This is a genomic window from Chitinophaga sp. S165, from assembly GCF_003182155.1.
Classification (GTDB): Bacteria; Bacteroidota; Bacteroidia; order Chitinophagales; family Chitinophagaceae; genus Chitinophaga.
In genome coordinates, this window is the sequence record NZ_QGTG01000003.1 from 90,778 (window position 1) to 108,924 (window position 18,147).

The following is an 18,147-nucleotide window of genomic DNA, read 5'->3' on the forward strand; positions in this document are numbered from 1 at the left end:
TATCGCCATTCCGACCCTCCTCCATTTACATTTTTAGCAGCTTGCTGATAAGGATTAACTATGCCGTTACCAGCTATACTGCACTAAAAAAATAAGAGGCAGCTTTTCAAACGCCGCCTCTTATTTCAAATTTATTCCAGACCTCTGTGTTGCAGCAGGTACTTTACATCCGGTTCTCTTTTACGGAAGGCTACATACAATTTCATTGGCTCTTCAGTTCCTCCCTTTTCCAGGATATTCTTTCTGAAGGAGCTGGCTGTTGCCGTATCGAAGATATTACCAGCTTCCCTGAAAGCCGCGAAGGCATCACTGTCCAGTACTTCCGACCAGATATAACTATAATACCCGGCTGAATAGCCTCCGGCGAAAATATGCTGGAAGTAGGTACTACGATATCTTGGTGCTATCTGGGAAATCAATCCGATCTTTTCCATTTCGTCTTTCTCAAATGCCAACGGTGATATAGTTTTACCAGGGGCAAGTGTATGATAGCTCATATCCAGCAGGGCTGCGGCCAGATATTCCACTGTTGCAAAACCCTGGTTAAACTTGAGCGCTGCCTTCATTTTTTCCACCATAGCTGCTGGTATGACTTCACCGGTTTCGTAATGCTTTGCATATTGTTCCAATACCTCCGGTTCAAAGGCCCAATGCTCCATTACCTGTGAAGGCAGTTCAACGAAGTCGCGGGGAACTGAAGTCCCGGACAGCGTTTCATATGTTACGTCAGACAGCAACCCATGTAAGGCATGACCGGCTTCATGGAAGAAAGTTTCTGCTTCGTCCGGAGTAAGCAATGCCGGCTGTGTGTCGGTAGGGCGGGAGAAGTTACAGACGATTGAGATGATGGGAGCTACGCGTCCGTTATTGTTTATGGACTGTTTTCGGTAAGAGGTCATCCATGCACCGCCACGTTTGGAGCTACGTGGATGAAAGTCCAGGTATAGCAAGCCTATTAGCTGACCATTACCTCCCTTTACTTCATAAACGGATACTTCTTCATGGTATACCGGAATATCTTTCAGCGGATGGAAGGTTAGTCCATACAGCTTATTCGCAGTAAAAAAGAGCCCATCACGTACATTGTCCAGTTTGAAATAGGGGCGTAAGGCTTCGGCATCGTAGTTATATTTTTCTTTTCTCACCTTATCCGCATAATAGAACCAGTCCCAGGCTTCCAGCTGTTCGCCTTTACCTTCCCTGTTCATGACGGCCTGCATTTCTGCTGCTTCGTTTTTCGCCACCGGCAACGCTGCCGACCAAAGTTGTTGTAACAGCTCATTAGCCCTGGCCGGCGTTTTGGCCATGTTTTCTTCCAGTATAAAATGAGCATGAGATGCATACCCCAATAATGTGGCTTTCTCTGCTCTTAACGCTGCCAGCTGTGTGACGATCTCTTTATTGTCCCGTTCATCATCGTGATTACAACGGTTGATATAGGCATTGTAGATCTCTTTACGCAGATGTCTTTGATCTGCATATTGCAGGAAAGGCATTACGCTGGCATTGTGTAATGTAAAACGCCAGCCTTCTTTACCGGCTTCTTTCGCAGACAATGCAGCGGCTTCAACAAGAGATGCAGGAAGTCCTGACAGATCTTTTTCGTCTGTGATCAGCAGTTCATAATGGTTCGTCTCTGCCAGCAGGTTTTGACCAAAACGAACGGTTAGTAAAGACAGATTTTTATTGATCTCACGAAGGCGTTCCTGTTTGGTCGTATCGAGATTAGCCCCGTTACGTACGAAGCTTTTGTAAAATTCTTCTAACAATTTGGCCTGTTCCTGTGTTAGTTCAAGTGCGTCCTGCCTTTCATATAATGCTTTTACCCGCGCAAATAATGCCGGGTCAAGGTTAATATCATCGCTATGTTTTGCCAGCAGCGGCGCTATCTTCCGGGAGATCTCCTCAAGTTCAGCAGAGGTGTTGGCGGAAGTAAGATTAAAGAACACGGTGCTGACATTGCGAAGCAATTTGCCGCTCTTTTCAAGTGCTTCGATCGTATCTCCAAAAGATGGCGGCGTTTGCAGACCGGTGATCAGCTTAATATTTTTAGTATGTTCCTCCATGGCCGCTTCAAAGGCCGGCAGGTAGTGTGTATATGTTATACTACCGAAAGGTGGTACATCAAATGGTGTATTGTATGCTTGTAGTAACGGATTAAATGTTATAATATCTTCCATGTCGTCATTGTTAAATGTTGCCCTGCAAAAATAGCCATTTTTAATACCCGCAGATTATACTATTTTAGTACCTATGCATGCTACTTTTGTATTGTACATCGGCCTTATACTTGTTATTCTGCTGCTGGTGATGCTGGCTCAAAGGATTAAGATCTCTTATCCTATTGTGCTGGTAGTAGGCGGACTGGGAATCAGTTTCATCCCCGGCTTGCCGGCCATCTCTATCAATCCCGAGCTTATCTTCCTGATCTTCCTGCCACCTTTGCTTTATGAGGCAGCCTGGTACACTTCCTGGAAGGAGTTCTGGAAATGGCGCAGAGTAATAAGTTCTTTCGCCTTTGGGATCGTACTGCTCACTTCCTGTGTGATAGCGGTAATATCCAGTAACCTCATTCCTGGCTTTACGCTGGCACTCGGTTTTTTGCTCGGGGGCATTATCTCCCCGCCAGACGCAGTTTCTGCTTCTACTGTATTAAAAGATGTCGAAGCGCCTAAACGGCTTAGATCGATCATTGAAGGAGAAAGCCTGTTAAATGATGCATCCAGTCTCATTGTATACCGTTTTGCATTGACAGCTGTCGTAGCAGGTACGTTCTCTTTTCGGGAAGCTGCCCTTAGTTTTGTTGTAGTGATCATAATGGGTATTGCCATCGGTATTGCCATCGGGTTGGTATTTTATGCCATCCACCGTTGGTTGCCTACAACACCGAGTATGGACACTGTATTAACGTTGATTGCTCCGTATATCATGTACATCACGGCTGAAGCCTTTCATTTCTCCGGTGTATTGGCGGTGGTAAGCGGAGGCCTGTTCATGTCCAGCAAGAGCCATTCTGTGCTCAGTCACTTGAGCCGTTTGCAGGGGAACAACGTATGGTCTACGGTCGGATTTGTGCTGAACAGCATCGTATTTATGCTGATAGGTCTTGAACTGCCGGTTGTGGTGCACCAGCTGGGAGACAGCTCGCTAAAAGAAGCGATCATGTATGGATTGATCATTTCAGTAGTAGTGATCATTGCCCGTATCCTCAGTACAATGGGCGCCTCTATATTTACTGTTTTTATCAGCAGGTTTATCAAAACTGCGGATAATAATCCGGGCTGGCGCATGCCGCTTGTATTCGGATGGGCAGGTATGCGCGGTGTGGTATCCCTGGCGGCGGCATTGCATATTCCGCTCATGGCCGGCGATCACCCGTTCCCGCAACGTAATATGATCCTCTTTATCACTTTTGTGGTAATACTGGTAACCCTGGTGCTTCAGGGACTTACATTGCCGGTACTGATCCGCAAGCTGAAACTGGAAGAACCTGATTATTTGCTGTCTGAAGTTGAGCAGGAAACCCTTGTTAGAAAGAAACTGGCGTATACGACTTTAGAAGCACTCGACAGGTTATATAAAACGGACGTTGAGCAGAATGTATTGTTACAGCAATTGCGATCAGGTCTGGTGAATGAAAAAAACTTTTTGCATAGTTATGCGGAGTCGCACGGTACGGATGTGAACCGCCATCAGGCTATCAAGCGTTATAAAACTGTTTATTTCGAACTGCTGCGCGAGCAACGTGCCGCGCTGGAAGAGATAAATAAAAAAGCGGAGTTTAATGAAGAGATAGTCCGTAAGGTTTTTTCACAGCTGGACCTGGCAGAAGAGAAGCTGCGGTTACAGTTTTAAGATATAAGAAGGCCGTCTCAATGTAGAGACGGCCTTCTAAGTTATTGCTCGCTTTGATCTATCAGCTGGAGTATAAATTGGTTGTACTCGTCTTTCATCGGGAGTACCTCATTTACATAGAGTTGTTTTCTTTTAACCATAACAGGTTCCCCCGTTTTAGGATTAAAGCCTGTTTTATCCATCTCTGCCCAATAGAAACCTATTCCTCTTTTTTGCCAGGTGGGCAACTCATTGAAATTGATATTGTAGCTGAACAGCAGTTCATTCTTATCTGCAGTGCTCATCTTTTCGATCTTCTGTGTGGCTGTCAGCCGGGTATGATTATCTTTTCTCAATTGCCAATAGCAGTGTGCATTGAGTGCATTTCTATGTGCATCCTCATTCCGCCATCTGAAATAGTCTGCCACCAGCTGCTTGTTAGGCAGTTCACAGATCCTGCAATCAAATGCTGCAAGACTTCCTAGTTGCAACGAAAATTTTGCACTGGCTTCTCCAGCCAGGATGGAATTGTATTTTCTGTGCTTACGGGCAAATGCTTTTTCTTCCAGGTGGAATAACAAGGAGATTTCATCGCTCTCTGTATAACCGTATACGACATTAAAACCGCTGTTCATCAGGTGTTTGACGGTTTCTACCATATAGTCCCTGAATATTGGGTCGAAGGGCGCTTCGAAAGGATGTACCTCTTTTGTCAGTTTCGTAAATCCTCTGCCATCAATACGGGCTACCATGTACATGCCGGGAAGAACGGTCTTGTCGTGCGCCGTTTCATATACCCGCATCCTGCTGTCTAATTCATCAAATTTCATGATTCCATTCCTTTATTGTAAAACCATTATCACCTAACTCTACATAGTGAAGTTCATCAAAGCCCTCAATAAGCTGCGGAATTTCCAGCCGCTTATATGTACTTAAGACGCCTACTTTAGGCACCAGTGCTTTACCGGTGCGCAGGCTATTCCTTTCCAGTGCATCTTCAAGTTTAGATTGAAAATAATAGCCGGTCACCTTGAACTTATGTTGTTTGGCGAGTTGAATATATTTCTCTCTGTCTGCCACTGTTGGATTTGTGTTATCGACTACAAATGGCTGAGTACCTTTGATGCACGCGCCGAGAAACAAATCTTCCCGGTATCTGCTTTTCAGCAGGTCCAGAGAAATTCTGACATGGGTTTGTAAGAAATGTTCTTTATAGAATCCAGTTTTGCCGGTAGCCTGGAGTCCGCAAAATATGATCGCTTCCATGGGTATAGCTATTGGGTGCAAAATAAGGTATTCCCTTTTGGACGTTTGTATAAATAACAAATCCCTGACAATATTTCCCCGCCTCATTCGTCTGCCCCTCATATGAACGAGATCAAGGTATACGACGCCCGGGCATTCACCTCCCGGTTTATGCCCTCACGGGAATTAGAGGCTTTACTAAAAGGCGACCTCAATAAGTTCCTGATGTGCCGACTGGAAGACATGTATCCGCATGTTAAACAGACCGTTCCTCCTTCCCGCAGCCTGACACATTCCTGTCTGTACATTACGGAAGGATCGGCCACTATGAAGATCGGTAGTGAGCAATATCGCGTCGGAGCAGGGGAGATGTTGTTCGTACCTGCCGGACAGGTTTTCTCTTTTGATGAACATGATCAGAACAAAGGCTATTTCTGCAATTTCCATGATGATATGCTGTTGGGCAAATACGGAAATAGTGAATTACTGAAAGAGTTTGAGTTCCTGAAAGTATGGGGAAACCCTCATATTGTACTTGGAAAGGCGACGGCGCAGTTCATATTGCATCTCTTTAACCGCATCCTGGAAGAATACCTGGAGTGCGGATTGCAGCACATGAATATTCTGCAACCCTACCTGATAGCATTGTTGTGTGAAGTGAACAGAGTATACAAGCCGGCGAGTGTCAGCCCGCAAACAAATGCAGTAAGTATTACCAACAGGTTCCGGGAGCTTGTGTTTCAGCATATCAGGGACAGGCATATGGTGAGCGACTATGCCGCTATGTTGAACATCTCACCCAGTCACCTGAATAAATCGGTGAGAACGATCACCCGGAAAGCGCCTACGAAATGGATCGATGAGGCGATCGTGCTGGAAGCAAAGGTGTTATTGAGCCAGTCCGATTTTCCCATCAGTGAAGTGGCGATACAGGTGGGGTTTGAAGATCAGTCCTATTTCACCCGGCTGTTTAAACGGTATGAAGGAATGACGCCGACTGAGTTCAGAAGAATGATCAAAATGTCCTAAAGAACACTTTTTATGTCCTAACGGATTCTCCTGTTTCAGCTGAGCTTTGCGGTACAATAAGTAGCGATGTATTTTTCCTTGTTGTTATTACATTCCTTTTTCAGATGGATGGTCGTATTAAGCCTGTTGTATGCCATATACCGGGGTATCAGAGGATGGAGGAGTAAACGCTCTTTCACACTTGCTGACAATACAGTCAGACACGTAACCGCTACAATTGCGCATATACAACTCGCATTGGGATATGTATTATATTTCAATAGTCCGCTGATCGCTTACTTCCGGGGTAATTACCAGGAAGCTATAAAACAGTTCGATTACTTGTTCTTCGGCCTACTGCATGTGATCCTGATGTCCATTGCCGTTATCGTCATAACTATCGGCTCTTCTTCCGCCAAAAGATCAGTCACTAACCAGGGCAAGTTCAGAATAATGACATTGTTGTTCGCGCTTGGCCTGTTAATCATTTTAATTGCTATACCATGGCCTTTTTCGCCGCTGGCACACAGGCCTTATTTAAGAACATTTTAGACATGATACGTTTTCTTCGTACAAAAGTAGGCCGTTTAAGGCTGATCGGTTTCCTGGAAGGAGTTTCCTTATTGGTATTAGTTGGAATTGCAATGCCTATGAAATACGCATCTAACGACCCGTCCCTGGTGAAACTACTGGGACCGATACATGGGTTTTTCTTTGTGATCTTCGTGATCAATGCGCTGAGTGTTGGCATTGAGTACAAATGGAAGTTCACTGAGATCACCTGGAAGGTGCTACTGGCGTGTATCATTCCTTTCGGTACTTTTTATGTCGACTACCGCATTTTACGCCGGATGGAATAAGCAGGAATAAGGATTATATTTGTTGCATACCCGTTGCCTTCATGCATATTGAACAGTACATACCGGTAGCAGCACTACAGCCATTCATCAGGTCTTTCATGATCATTGAAAGCCAACATGCCATGCAGAGTCAGATCCTGCCGGATACGGCTGTTGTCATGGCTTTCCGTTTGAAGGGAACGGTGGTGGAGAATGATCAGGGGATATTGCCGGCGGCTGTTCTCGGCGGACTTAGAAAGACATCCCGGTCGCTGACCTATTCAGGTAATACAGCTAACCTGCTGATCGTTTTCAGAGAAGACGGCGCTGCTGCTTTCTTTAAAGAACCGATGCATGAATTGTTCGGAGGAGCGCTACCGCTTGATAATTTCATCCGCAGGCAGCAACTCGACGACATCACAGAACAACTGGCAGCTGCGGAAAGTAAACAGGTCTGTATTGATCTGATACAACATTTTCTACTGAAGATGATCCGCAAGCAGGCAAAGCCCGATCTCCTGATACAAGAGGCCGTGCGCAATATCAGGCACGCGGTTGGTAACTTGCGTATAAAGTCGTTGCTGGATGATCTGCATATCAGCCAGGACGCCTTTGAAAAACGGTTCAGGAAAACAACAGGAGCTTCTCCCAAGCAGTTCGCTTCTATCGTACGATTAAGAGGCCTGATAACACGGGCAGACAATACTACATTGACGTCTCTCGCATATGAAGCCGGATATTTTGACCAGGCGCATTTTATAAAAGACTTCAAATCATTCACCGGTAAAACACCTGGTGAGTTTTATAGATCAGCTACTTTCTGGTAAGCCTGAAACATACTTATGGCAAGCGGTAAAACTATGCGGTCTTATCCAGCAGGCGCCTGTGATAGTTAATTTGTCCCAGATGGTATCCGAGGTGTGTGGCAAGATGGATCAACATATAAGCTTTCGTTGTTCTGGTGTCAAAAACTGTAATAGGATATTCTTCCATTAACTTGTCTTCAGAAAGACTGTCCAATGTACTTTCAACAACCCTTATAGTATCATCTACTTTTTGCAACAGTTCTGTACGGGGAACATCTCTTAGAGAAAATTCAAGGTCCCGTTTGCGGATATAATCCGTGTTACCTAAATGTACACCGATGAACGTATTTAAATTTCCCACCAGATGTAAACATAAATTGCCGGCCGGGTTAGTAATATTTACATCGGTAAGCCATAGAGCAGGCTCATGTTGATATAAAGATATTTCCTCCTTTAACTTGTTCAGATCGCGATTGTATAATTGTTTTAGTGCGGCTAATGTTGACATATATAAGGTTTCCTTTATGCCAAGATACATAATTTTCTACGGGATGTTGCATTAATGGGACATGCTGCTGTAGAAATAGGCCTTTACTAATTCATTGGTGGTGTGATCTCCAAGTACAGGTCGTTTGGTTGAAAACAGGGCTCCTTCAACAGTTTTCTGCAGATACTTCTGGTTCCAGTGCATGATTGCCTCTTCCGGACTGTCGCCACAGCCATAAATGCCGTACTCAGGAATTTCTCCCAGCAAACAACAATATTCATTTCCGTCATTTAGCAGGATGGGTTGATACCTTTTTACTGCATCCGGCATCTCATTTGAGTTGTAGTCAACAGGAATAATTTTAATATCATGTGTGTCGTCCATAGCACTTTTTTTAATTACAAATATCCCAATAAATATGCCATGCCAAGCATGAAAATGTTTACTTTTATTCCATCCAATTATATTTGGAATTCGATTAATGTAAATAAGCAGTAAATGAACGGTGCGATTTATGTAAGGCATGTATCAGTGAAAGACGCGGCGCAGGTAGCCGCTTTATCAGCCGAATTAGGATACCCCTCAACAGTTAAAGACACAATCTCATACATTCAGGCGATTGATAAAAGTATTTGCGATGTAGCCTATGTTGCGGTCAGCGGTGAAACCGTTGTCGGATGGATCCATGTGCTCTATACCATCCGTCTTGAATGTGGTCCTTTTTGTGAGATCGGAGGGCTGGTCGTTGCACGCAATGCACACGGAAAAGGTATCGGAAGACTATTAATTGAAAAAGCAAAGAAATGGTCTGCCGAAAGGAACATCGACAAATTGCGTGTACGTACGAATGTGATCAGGGAAGGCGCACAGGCCTTCTATACCAAAACCGGTTTTATAGAGTGTAAACAACAAAAAGTATACGAGTATACAATTGGTGCTGAAACACTTTCTGAAAAAGCTGCCGTTGAAAATACTAAAGTAAGCGAACAGGCAACCGGACAACAATAAATTTGTTGCCCGGTTCCTATTGTTATTGAGTGGTCGTTTTATCGCTTATCCTTCAATGACCATCCTGTCTTCAATCCGATAATAAATACTACGAGCAATAATTCTCCTGTCGCCAGCAGGATATCGCCTGGTACGCGCAACCAGCGTAAGAACTGCATCGTGTCGGTGTGCATGAATTCAGCGGAACGTGCATACCAGTATCCATGCTGAATGGAAGCCATACCCTGCATAACGCCTATCGGTAACATGCTGACAGTTACCATTACCAGCAACCCTATATTGATCAGCCAGAATGCGCGGCCAATTAATCTTTCATTCCAGTGATGATTAGGATATAAGCCACGCAGCACAAACAACATCAGCCCTATACCCAATATGCCATATACGCCGAACAATGCGGTATGCCCATGTACTGCTGTCGTATTAAGGCCCTGTATGTAGTACAATGCGATCGGTGGATTGATCGCAAAACCAAAGATGCCCGCACCCAGGAAATTCCAGAAACAGATGGCGATGAAACAGTAGATAGGCCACTTGTACGCTTTGATCCATGGAGTGGATTTGCTGAGCGTATAGTTATGATATGCTTCATATCCTATCAGCACCAACGGTACTATTTCCAATGCGCTGAATGTAGCGCCCAACGCCAGCACTGCAACAGGTGTGGCACTGAAATAAATGTGATGGAACGTACCCAGGATACCACCCGCAAGGAAGACGATGGTAGAGAAAAGTACGCCAATGGTTGCTGACTGCATGCGTAGCAATCCCAGCCTGCAAAACAGGAATGCAGATACCACAGTAGCAAATACCTCGAAGAAACCTTCCACCCACAGATGCACTACCCACCAGCGCCAGTATTCGGCAATAGCCAGGTGCGTTTGTCTGCCATACATCAGGCCCGCCGCATAGAATACAGCAATGGCGACAGACGCGATCACGAATAGCGTCAGCAGGTGACGGCTTTCATCTTTCTTCTTTAACGCCGGACATAATGCGCGTAACATCAGCACTAGCCAGAGTACCAGTCCTACTAACAATAATATCTGCCAGATCCTTCCCAGCTCTATATACTCGTATCCCTGATGCCCCCAGAGGAAGTTGTCTACCAATCCAAGTTTCTGCATGACACCTAACCATTGCCCCGTCAACGAGCCACCTACTACAATAATGAGCGCAATGAAAAGTACATTCACCCCCAGCTTCTGAAAACGAGGCTCGTAGCCAGATATAGCAGGCCCCATATAAAGACCGGTAGCCAGCCATGAGGTAGCGATCCAGAAGATGGCCAGTTGTACGTGCCAGCTGCGGGAGATAGATTGCGGCAGGAATTTATCGAGCGGGATGCCGTAAAACCCTTGTCCTTCCACACCATAGTGTGCGGTAATAATACCCGCCAGCATCTGCACCAGGATGAGGATACTCACCACCCAGATATATTTCAGGACCGCTTTCATAGAAGGCGTTGGCTGCATGTTCCTCAACGGGTCAGTAGCAGGCAGGTCGACATGTTCATCTTCTTTATTGCGCACATGGTATAATACCAGCAGCGCAATACATCCCAACAACAACAATACGCTGAAGCCCGACCACAGATGAAGTGATGCAGAAGGAACATTGCCTACAAGTTCATCGCCCGGCCAGTTATTCGTATAGGTCACGTGCGTACCGTCAGGCCGTTCACTGATACATACCCAGGTGCTCCACGCAAAGAAGGCGGCCATCAGGCGCATACGCTCCGGATCTTTAATAGTGCCTTCCGGTATAGCATACTGATTCCGGAGTACACTAAAAGAGGGGTCATTCATGAAAAGCTTTGTGTAATAGGCCGCCATTTCATGAAATACTTTGGCTCTGCTAACTGAATACGTGATGGTATTCTGTTCGGCATTGAAAGTATTGACCCGCAGGTCCTGTTTCATTCTCTCTTTGTAGATAAGTTGTTCTTCAGCAGATAACTTGCTATATACCTTGCCGTCTTTTTCTGCAAGTGCGTCCAGCATAGCGAGCGATTCGCGGTGCAGATAGTCGGCCGTCCAGTCGGGAGCAATGTATGCACCGTGCCCCCAGATGCTGCCTACTGTTTGTCCGCCGATAGACTGCCAGACGTTCTGCCCGTCTTTGATGTCTTGTCCGCTGAACAATACCTCGCCGGTTTCGCTTATTACTTTTGTGGGTATCGGAGGAGCTTTTCTGTATATGTCATTGCCGAAGAATATGAGCACGGCAAATGAGCTGGCCATTACCAGGGCCAGTGCAAGCCATAGTTTTCTAGTAGTCATGGTTATATGTTATAGTTGGTATAGACCGTATAGAAGGATCACCAGGACAGTTTTGTTCCGGTTGTACAGTCTCAGGAAAACGGGATGTTTATTTTAAGGATGGATATGTGTCAGGATGGTATGTTTAAATGTTTTCATCTGTTGGCAGAGGCTTCTTTTTCACCAGCACACGCCATATTGCAGGACCGTTTTCCAGGTAATCAAAGGTGAAAATGTCCCCTTTTTTTCTCATCAATTCATGATAAAGCGGCTTAGGATCATGATCGTTGTGTATGATAAAAGCCTCGCCTGGAAGGAGATCATCAAATGTCTGGATAACGGTCTTATGTTTTATAGCCTGTTGAAGCGAGGGTACGTCCAGTGTTTTAATAGTATTCATCTTAAATGGATTTATTGTAACTAAATTTTATCTGTGATTATAATTCTTACTTAATCTATTTAATACCTTTTTGTCTTTTATTATTTCAAAAAATTTTAGTCTCTGCGGAGGAATGTCAATTTTTTATCCAGCTCTTCCTGGAGATCGCCAACTTTGGTTTTAGTCAGCATGTTGGTGATGTCTCTTCTTATGTTGGTAAACTCATGATGAAGAGGGCAGGGATACTTGTCGGAACATTGCTTCAATCCGAGGCCGCAACCCGAGAAGATACTGTCGCCGTCAACCGCTTTTACGATGGTAGCGAGAGATGTTTTTCTTCCGCTGTTATCGAGATAGAAGCCGCCGGTCGGACCTTTCAGGGACTGCACGACACCTTTCCTGCTAAGCTCCTGTAAGATCTTTGCGATGAAGTGTTCGGGAGAGTCTATTCCTTTAGCAATATCCTTGATACCTATTTTACTGCCGTCTTTCGACTTCTGAGAAATAAATATCATTGCCCGGATGGCGTATTCACAAGTTTTCGAAAACATCCTTTCAGTTTAATTATAGCAAATATAGGCGTTTTTAAATTAAAAGATAAAAAAGTCTTTTAATTATCAAAAAGCCCCTAACTTTGATATTGTTAAAGAGGCGATGTTGACAGGATATTGCTGTTTTAAGTAACGACAAGTATTAACAATCATGGCAGATACAGAATTACCGCCATTGGCGGATATCCGGACGGAAGAAGATATAACACTGCTCGTGCATACTTTTTATGACAAGGTTAGGGCTGATGAGTTACTGGGGCCTGTATTTGAGAAGGCTATTCCCGGCGACTGGGGGCCACATCTGCAGATCATGTGTAATTTCTGGAGTATGATGTTATTGTATTCCGGAAAGTATAAGGGAGATCCTATGACGAAACACTTTTCTTTGCCAATAGATCCGAGTCATTTTAGTCAGTGGTTGTTGCTCTTCAATAGTACTGTAGATACATTGTTTGCGGGAGAGGTAGCTGATAACGCAAAGGCACGGGCTAAAAATATCGGGAGGGTCATGCAGTCTATGTTGGGATTTACACCTAATACGGGATTACAGATAAAAAGCAACTAACCGGAGCGGAAACATATTATCAGTAACATGCAGCCGGCTCCGGTGTCGCATTTGGCGGAAGGAGATATTTATGAGGGTTTATTTTTTGCTGACTTTTCGTTGAGATACCCTTCGAGTTTATCCAGTTTGTCTGTCCATAAGCGACGGTACTTTTCCAACCAGTCTGTAATTTCAGTCAGTTTTTCAGGACGGGCTTCGCAATACCGTAGCCGTCCGCATTGCCGGATCTCTATAAGCCCGCATTCCACTAATATTTTCAGATGTTTGTAGACAGCAGTCCGGCTTACATTAAACCGGGCTGCCACCATATTGATGTTAAGCGGTTTGCCGGCTAACATGTTCAGGATTTCCCTGCGGGTAGGATCGGCTATTGCCTGAAAGGTATCTCTTCTCATTTCAGGATGATTTTAAGTTGCCTTCAGTGAGCCGGTTATCCTTCTGTTGCCGGAAAAGCGCTCATATCAGTGAATACAACCTCCCAGAGATGTCCGTCCAGGTCCTGGAACGCGCGTGAATACATCCATCCATAATCCTGTGGTTCGCTATAAGCCACGGCGCCTGCTGCCAATGCCTTATCTACCAGTTCATTGACTCTTTCTTTGGTTTCAACAGAGAATGCGTTGATCACTTCCGCAAATTTTGAAGCATCCGCGATGTCCTTTTTAATGAATGATCTGAAGAAATCTTCCATCAGTAACATGGCAAAGATGTTCTCTCCGATAATAAGGCAGGCAGCTTTTTCGTCAGTGAATTGTTCATTGAATGAAAATCCCATTGCGCTGAAGAATGCCTTTGTTTTTTCGAGGTCTTTAACCGGTAAATTCACGAAAATTTGTGTCGCCATTGTAAGTGGGTTTATAGATTTTAAGATTTAAAAATCAGGTGTTATTACTTCATCCGCCAGCACTTCTCCCTCGAACCCGTTTCTTTTCAGTAACTGGATCACTGCCGATGGATTAATTGTCCCGGACATACACTCCACACGTAGTATCCTGTCACAATCTTCCAGGTCGAAATTTGCCTTATAGGTTGCATAGGTCTTGCGCATCTGCGTTAGGAACATGTTGGCTTGTTCCCGGCTTTTAACATTGGTTTTGAATACTTCTACCATATACATAAAAGTTTCAGGTTGCAGGTTTTACTTCAGCCTCTGTTATTGCATTTCACATCACATGGAACCTTATGGTTGCAAAAATATGTGAAACCTTTTGGTTGCCCGGGTCGTGAAAGCGACATAATAGGGGGGAAGATGGGACATTTTAGACGCAGCTACGCCTACCCACTTTAACATGGGAAAGATACATGTCAAAATAATCCGCGCCGGAGAATTGAAGATGCTAAAATACGCAGGCGGAGCTTCCCGATCAGAAGTGCCATTCGTAAATGGTAAAGACGTTTTTATGTAAGCAGCAATTCCTTCACCGTTGGATTTCCCGGCAGATCTTTCACTACCACAATGACCCTACCGCCGGCAGGCAGCGCAGTGGCTTTATAATACCAATCTACTCCATTCCGGCCTAAAACTGCCCGCCCGCTCCCGGTAACAACGCCGTCGGCGTCTATTACTTTTACCTCCACTGCTGCTACCCGGAACTCGTCTTTGGCAGTCACTATTACCTCCTCATCTTCTAACCGGATGTTTTGGACTTCAGGACTGCGGTAAGCATCCTTCACAGCCATATTATAGGCATTTTGTCCCGGTCCTGCCAGCGACTGGTAGTAAGCCTTTATCTGCGGATCTTCCAGCATTATATGCGCACGCATCGAAGCAATGGTCATCTTATGCCTGGCTTCCAACTGCTTTTGTGTAGGCTTTTTCTTTGATGGGCCGCGTTTCTTCGCCATAATGATCTGCCCATTCCGTTCGTAGATCGTGATCTGCTTGCCGAGGGTGCCCCGTACAAGCTGCATGAGGATATTGTCTTTAACAATGGCCATAAAAGGTTTTTTGAGGTTATAGATACACGTTTAATATCTCGTACCTCTAAGGTACATATAACTATACTAAATTAGCATAAAAAGGTTATCTAAAGGTCACTTCAATATCGATTTAGATATATAGATACCCTTTTAGTACCCTTTAGGTACCCTTATAGCAAGCCGATAGTATGCCGACAGAAAGCCTATTCGAGCATCGCAGGATGATTAACTATACTGTGCTGGTTTATTATTGGTGCATGATAATCCGAATTATCATGCTATCCGGTCCGGGAATGCGGTGGGAGGGCCAACGGATATAGATTTTTTCTTGTTAGGTATCAACGTATGGCTGTTCATCATGGCCTGATAAAGCCCATCCCGAAAGCCGTACCCACGCCCAACAGCGCCCCTGCTGTAACGTCGGACGGGTAGTGTACGCCCAGGTACATCCGCGAATAACCAACAGCCCCCGACCATAAGAAGGCAGGTGCAATAACATACCACTTCGGATAAGCCCGTACCAATGCAGTTGCTGAACTGAATGCAGAAGAGGTATGTCCGGAAGGAAAGGAGGTTGACGATGGCTGATAGACAGCGGTAAGATGAACATTGGAGATGAAGGGGCGGGGCCGTTTGACCAGTTTCTTGATAAGTGTGTTCAGCAGAAAGGTCGTAGCAGTGCTGCTGGCTACGTACAGGGCATTCTGCCGCATATCAGGATTGTTGTCGATGATCCCCGCTACCAGCAGGCCGGCAGGAATGGCCACATTCACATAGTCGTTCGTGTTGGAAATGAACAGCCAGGCTTTCGTCTGTCCCGGTGTACGATGAGCCTCCAGGTATTCCAGCGTTCTGTCATCAAAACGCTGAAGACCCGACTGGGCGAAAATGGGAGTAGCTGTTGTGAATAGTAATAATGTCAGATATATCCTGCTGATGCTTTTCATGTTCCTGTCTTTTTAATAATGGCTTTTCCAATCCTGTGCAGATCAATTTACTAAATAATACGGAATGGGAGGCAGGCGGGAAATGTCTTATTTTTGATCGTAAGACCTAAAAGAAGAGCGATGGTGCTAAAGTTTATTACCAGGAATAAGCAGACCATTCTGTACGGCATCTCCCTGGCGCTGTTACTGTTTTTATTGAAATGGCTTGAACTGCGTTTCATTATTATTGATCATGCCTTTGAAATATATATCGGCTTTATTGCCCTGATCTTTACCGGTCTGGGCATATGGCTGGCGTTAAAGTTATCCCGCCCCAGAATTGAAACGGTGGTCATTGAAAAAGAGGTCATGGTCGAAAAGAGTGCCGGTCCTGTACCAGATCTGAATGAACTGGAGAAACTGAATCTGAGCAAAAGGGAGCTGGAAGTACTGCAATTAATGGCCGATGGACTGAGTAACCAGGAGATCGCCGACAGGTTGTTCCTGTCACTGAATACTATCAAGACACATTCCCTGAGACTTTTCTCCAAAATGGATGTTGAAAGAAGGACGCAGGCGGTAGATAAAGCTAAGAAGTTGAATATCATCAGGTAAGGAAATCAACCTTTTGGGTGAAAATCCGTTTTTTATAAAAATCACCCTTAAGTATGAATGAGGAACAGAAGGTTTCCGACACTTTTGTCTCCACACTAAAACCTACTTCAGATGAAAAAGAACATTCTTATTTTCGGATTGATCGCAGGATCGATCGTCACTGCTATGATGTTATTTGCCACGATCTCCTGTTATAATGATCCCGATTTCAGGGCAAGCGAGATACTTGGGTATACCAGTATGCTGATCGCTTTCTCCTTTATTTTTGTAGGTGTTAAGAATTACCGGGACAAGTATAATGGCGGCTTGATCAGTTTTGGAAAGGCTTTTAAGATCGGGTTCTTTATAGCGCTGATAGCATCTACCTGTTATGTGGTGGCCTGGCTGATCGAATACTATCTGTTCATTCCGGACTTTATGGATAAATACACGACCCATACCCTGACCGTAGCCCGGGAAAAGGGGGCCAGCGAAGCAGAACTGGCCGCCAAAGCGAAAGAAATGGCGATGTACAGTAACTGGTACAAGTCTCCGCTTTTCGTTGTTTTGTTGACATATGCTGAAATATTGCCATTGGGCACAGTCGTTTCCCTTATCTGCGCCCTGATATTGAAACGGCGCTCACGAAAGCTGTCAGGGGCTTTAAGCAGTTAACACTGTATTTTTATAACAGGATTAAGTAATGATTGGCATTTAGATAAAATATTAAATGTTTTTTGTTACCTTGAAAAGTTTACTGTGTTATAAAAAACTAACTATGAGAAGTCCTGTTACTGGTGGTAACCGTGTCGAACTGATCACAACCTTTCCTACAGAGTCGATCGTAAAGATCTACGAGAAAGACCTGAAGGTAGATACCCGTCGTTTTTTCAAGGGAGTACCTGCTGTAGAACTTTACGAATGTAGTGATACCGGCTACAGGTTCTATTACCCGGAGGGGATACTGGGAGACGGTCAGTTCTATGCGGACCTGAACAAAGGTAATGAAGGCTATTATCCTGCCGATAAGTGGGAACATAAATATGCGATCAGCCAGATAAATCATGGGGCGAAAGTGCTGGAGATCGGTTCCGGAGATGGTTTTTTCCTGGAGCAGATGAGGAAGGCAAGTCTGAATGCCATCGGTCTGGAACTGAACCTGGATGCTATTGCAAAGGGCGAAAAGAAAGGGCTGCGTATCTACAATGAAATGATCGAGGACCATGCAGAGGCGCATCCGGGAGAATATGATGTGGTTTGCTGCTTTCAGGTACTGGAGCATATATATAACGTGAAGAGCTTCCTGGATGCGAGTATCAAAGCTTTGAAAAAAGGCGGGAAACTGATCATCGGGGTGCCTAACAATAATCCTTATTTATTTAAGCAAGACAAGTGGCATACGTTGAACCTGCCTCCGCATCATGCCGGCTTATGGAACAGAAGGGCATTTACGGAATTGCAGAAGTTCTATGACGTTACTCCGCAGGATATTATAGTAGAGCCGCTGAGCAATACAAAGAGTTTTGCAAAGCAGTGGTACCTCGCACAGAAAAATTACTACAAGGGAACAAAGCCTGTATTGGGTGCGCTTATGTCGCTGATCCCCAGTCCTGTCTATAAGGTATTTGTTAAGTTGTTCTCCCGGTGGATCGACGGCTTCAATATTGTAGCAGTATTTACTAAAAATTAGGGACGGTCGGGCATGTCCTGAATACCCCCTTAGA

The 18,147-nt window shown here is 44.8% G+C and carries 23 protein-coding genes; 10 read left to right on the forward strand and 13 right to left on the reverse strand.

Going from position 1 to position 18,147, the window contains the following annotated elements; all coding sequences use genetic code 11:
* Positions 1-131: 131 nt before the first annotated feature.
* Entirely contained in the window at positions 132-2,180 is a 2,049-nt protein-coding gene (locus tag C7475_RS14725) for a M3 family metallopeptidase (RefSeq protein ID WP_110054156.1), read from the reverse strand.
* Between the two features lie 73 nt (positions 2,181-2,253).
* Between C7475_RS14725 and C7475_RS14730 the strand changes: the two genes are divergently transcribed.
* Positions 2,254-3,855, forward strand: coding sequence for a Na+/H+ antiporter (locus C7475_RS14730; RefSeq protein ID WP_110054157.1), 1,602 nt, complete (start codon positions 2,254-2,256; stop codon positions 3,853-3,855).
* Positions 3,856-3,896: 41 nt separating this feature from the next.
* On the opposite strand, the gene C7475_RS14735 is transcribed toward C7475_RS14730, so the two are convergent.
* Complete coding sequence (locus C7475_RS14735; RefSeq protein ID WP_110054158.1) at positions 3,897-4,664, reverse strand: tRNA(His) guanylyltransferase Thg1 family protein; 768 nt, start codon at positions 4,662-4,664, stop codon at positions 3,897-3,899.
* On the reverse strand, positions 4,654-5,100 hold the full coding sequence (locus tag C7475_RS14740) for an AAA family ATPase (RefSeq protein ID WP_110054159.1): 447 nt from the start codon (positions 5,098-5,100) through the stop codon (positions 4,654-4,656). The genes C7475_RS14735 and C7475_RS14740 overlap by 11 nt, the downstream gene beginning before the upstream one ends.
* A gap of 102 nt (positions 5,101-5,202) precedes the next feature.
* Between C7475_RS14740 and C7475_RS14745 the strand changes: the two genes are divergently transcribed.
* From C7475_RS14745 to C7475_RS14760, 4 genes are all read left to right on the forward strand, one after another.
* Positions 5,203-6,108, forward strand: a complete 906-nt coding sequence (locus C7475_RS14745; RefSeq protein ID WP_110054160.1) for a helix-turn-helix domain-containing protein — start codon at positions 5,203-5,205, stop codon at positions 6,106-6,108.
* Between the two features lie 66 nt (positions 6,109-6,174).
* On the forward strand, positions 6,175-6,639 hold the full coding sequence (locus C7475_RS14750) for a hypothetical protein (RefSeq protein ID WP_110054161.1): 465 nt from the start codon (positions 6,175-6,177) through the stop codon (positions 6,637-6,639).
* 2 nt (positions 6,640-6,641) lie between these two features.
* A complete protein-coding gene (locus C7475_RS14755; protein WP_110054162.1) occupies positions 6,642-6,947 on the forward strand; it encodes a DUF3817 domain-containing protein in 306 nt (101 codons plus the stop codon).
* Between the two features lie 41 nt (positions 6,948-6,988).
* A complete protein-coding gene (locus C7475_RS14760) occupies positions 6,989-7,753 on the forward strand; it encodes a helix-turn-helix transcriptional regulator (protein ID WP_110054163.1) in 765 nt (254 codons plus the stop codon).
* 31 nt (positions 7,754-7,784) lie between these two features.
* On the opposite strand, the gene C7475_RS14765 is transcribed toward C7475_RS14760, so the two are convergent.
* Both C7475_RS14765 and C7475_RS14770 read right to left on the reverse strand, forming a co-directional pair.
* Positions 7,785-8,240 carry a DinB family protein gene (locus tag C7475_RS14765; protein WP_110054621.1) on the reverse strand — a complete coding sequence of 152 codons (456 nt, stop codon included), beginning with the start codon at positions 8,238-8,240 and terminating at the stop codon, positions 7,785-7,787.
* Between the two features lie 51 nt (positions 8,241-8,291).
* Positions 8,292-8,603 (reverse strand): hypothetical protein, encoded by a 312-nt coding sequence (locus tag C7475_RS14770; protein WP_110054164.1) that lies wholly within the window; start codon positions 8,601-8,603, stop codon positions 8,292-8,294.
* Positions 8,604-8,717: 114 nt separating this feature from the next.
* Between C7475_RS14770 and C7475_RS14775 the strand changes: the two genes are divergently transcribed.
* A complete protein-coding gene (locus C7475_RS14775; protein ID WP_110054165.1) occupies positions 8,718-9,227 on the forward strand; it encodes a GNAT family N-acetyltransferase in 510 nt (169 codons plus the stop codon).
* Positions 9,228-9,265: 38 nt separating this feature from the next.
* On the opposite strand, the gene C7475_RS14780 is transcribed toward C7475_RS14775, so the two are convergent.
* The 3 genes from C7475_RS14780 to C7475_RS14790 all read right to left on the reverse strand — a co-directional run bounded on the left by C7475_RS14780 (position 9,266) and on the right by C7475_RS14790 (position 12,418).
* Positions 9,266-11,509, reverse strand: a complete 2,244-nt coding sequence (locus C7475_RS14780; protein ID WP_110054166.1) for a nitric-oxide reductase large subunit — start codon at positions 11,507-11,509, stop codon at positions 9,266-9,268.
* A gap of 124 nt (positions 11,510-11,633) precedes the next feature.
* The gene (locus C7475_RS14785; RefSeq protein WP_110054167.1) at positions 11,634-11,888 is read right to left on the reverse strand and encodes a DUF2249 domain-containing protein; all 255 of its coding nucleotides are present in this window, start codon (positions 11,886-11,888) and stop codon (positions 11,634-11,636) included.
* Between the two features lie 95 nt (positions 11,889-11,983).
* The gene (locus C7475_RS14790; RefSeq protein ID WP_110054168.1) at positions 11,984-12,418 is read right to left on the reverse strand and encodes an Rrf2 family transcriptional regulator; all 435 of its coding nucleotides are present in this window, start codon (positions 12,416-12,418) and stop codon (positions 11,984-11,986) included.
* A gap of 151 nt (positions 12,419-12,569) precedes the next feature.
* Here C7475_RS14790 and C7475_RS14795 point away from each other — a divergent pair, with 151 nt between their 5' ends.
* On the forward strand, positions 12,570-12,983 hold the full coding sequence (locus tag C7475_RS14795; protein ID WP_110054169.1) for a group III truncated hemoglobin: 414 nt from the start codon (positions 12,570-12,572) through the stop codon (positions 12,981-12,983).
* Between the two features lie 68 nt (positions 12,984-13,051).
* On the opposite strand, the gene C7475_RS14800 is transcribed toward C7475_RS14795, so the two are convergent.
* From C7475_RS14800 to C7475_RS14820, 5 genes are all read right to left on the reverse strand, one after another.
* A complete protein-coding gene (locus C7475_RS14800) occupies positions 13,052-13,378 on the reverse strand; it encodes a helix-turn-helix transcriptional regulator (protein ID WP_110054170.1) in 327 nt (108 codons plus the stop codon).
* 35 nt (positions 13,379-13,413) lie between these two features.
* On the reverse strand, positions 13,414-13,827 hold the full coding sequence (locus tag C7475_RS14805) for a VOC family protein (protein ID WP_110054171.1): 414 nt from the start codon (positions 13,825-13,827) through the stop codon (positions 13,414-13,416).
* 27 nt (positions 13,828-13,854) lie between these two features.
* Positions 13,855-14,094, reverse strand: a complete 240-nt coding sequence (locus tag C7475_RS14810) for a hypothetical protein (RefSeq protein ID WP_110054622.1) — start codon at positions 14,092-14,094, stop codon at positions 13,855-13,857.
* Positions 14,095-14,381: 287 nt separating this feature from the next.
* Positions 14,382-14,921, reverse strand: a complete 540-nt coding sequence (locus tag C7475_RS14815) for a hypothetical protein (RefSeq protein ID WP_110054172.1) — start codon at positions 14,919-14,921, stop codon at positions 14,382-14,384.
* Between the two features lie 338 nt (positions 14,922-15,259).
* Positions 15,260-15,850 carry a phosphatase PAP2 family protein gene (locus C7475_RS14820; protein ID WP_110054173.1) on the reverse strand — a complete coding sequence of 197 codons (591 nt, stop codon included), beginning with the start codon at positions 15,848-15,850 and terminating at the stop codon, positions 15,260-15,262.
* A gap of 93 nt (positions 15,851-15,943) precedes the next feature.
* On the opposite strand from C7475_RS14820, the gene C7475_RS14825 reads away from it, so the two are divergent.
* The 3 genes from C7475_RS14825 (at position 15,944) to C7475_RS14835 (ending at position 18,113) form a co-directional block, all read left to right on the forward strand.
* A complete protein-coding gene (locus C7475_RS14825) occupies positions 15,944-16,444 on the forward strand; it encodes a response regulator transcription factor (RefSeq protein WP_199236237.1) in 501 nt (166 codons plus the stop codon).
* A gap of 111 nt (positions 16,445-16,555) precedes the next feature.
* Positions 16,556-17,098 (forward strand): DUF4199 domain-containing protein, encoded by a 543-nt coding sequence (locus C7475_RS14830; protein ID WP_110054175.1) that lies wholly within the window; start codon positions 16,556-16,558, stop codon positions 17,096-17,098.
* Between the two features lie 103 nt (positions 17,099-17,201).
* On the forward strand, positions 17,202-18,113 hold the full coding sequence (locus C7475_RS14835) for a bifunctional 2-polyprenyl-6-hydroxyphenol methylase/3-demethylubiquinol 3-O-methyltransferase UbiG (protein ID WP_158286507.1): 912 nt from the start codon (positions 17,202-17,204) through the stop codon (positions 18,111-18,113).
* The last annotated feature ends 34 nt before the right edge of the window (positions 18,114-18,147 follow it).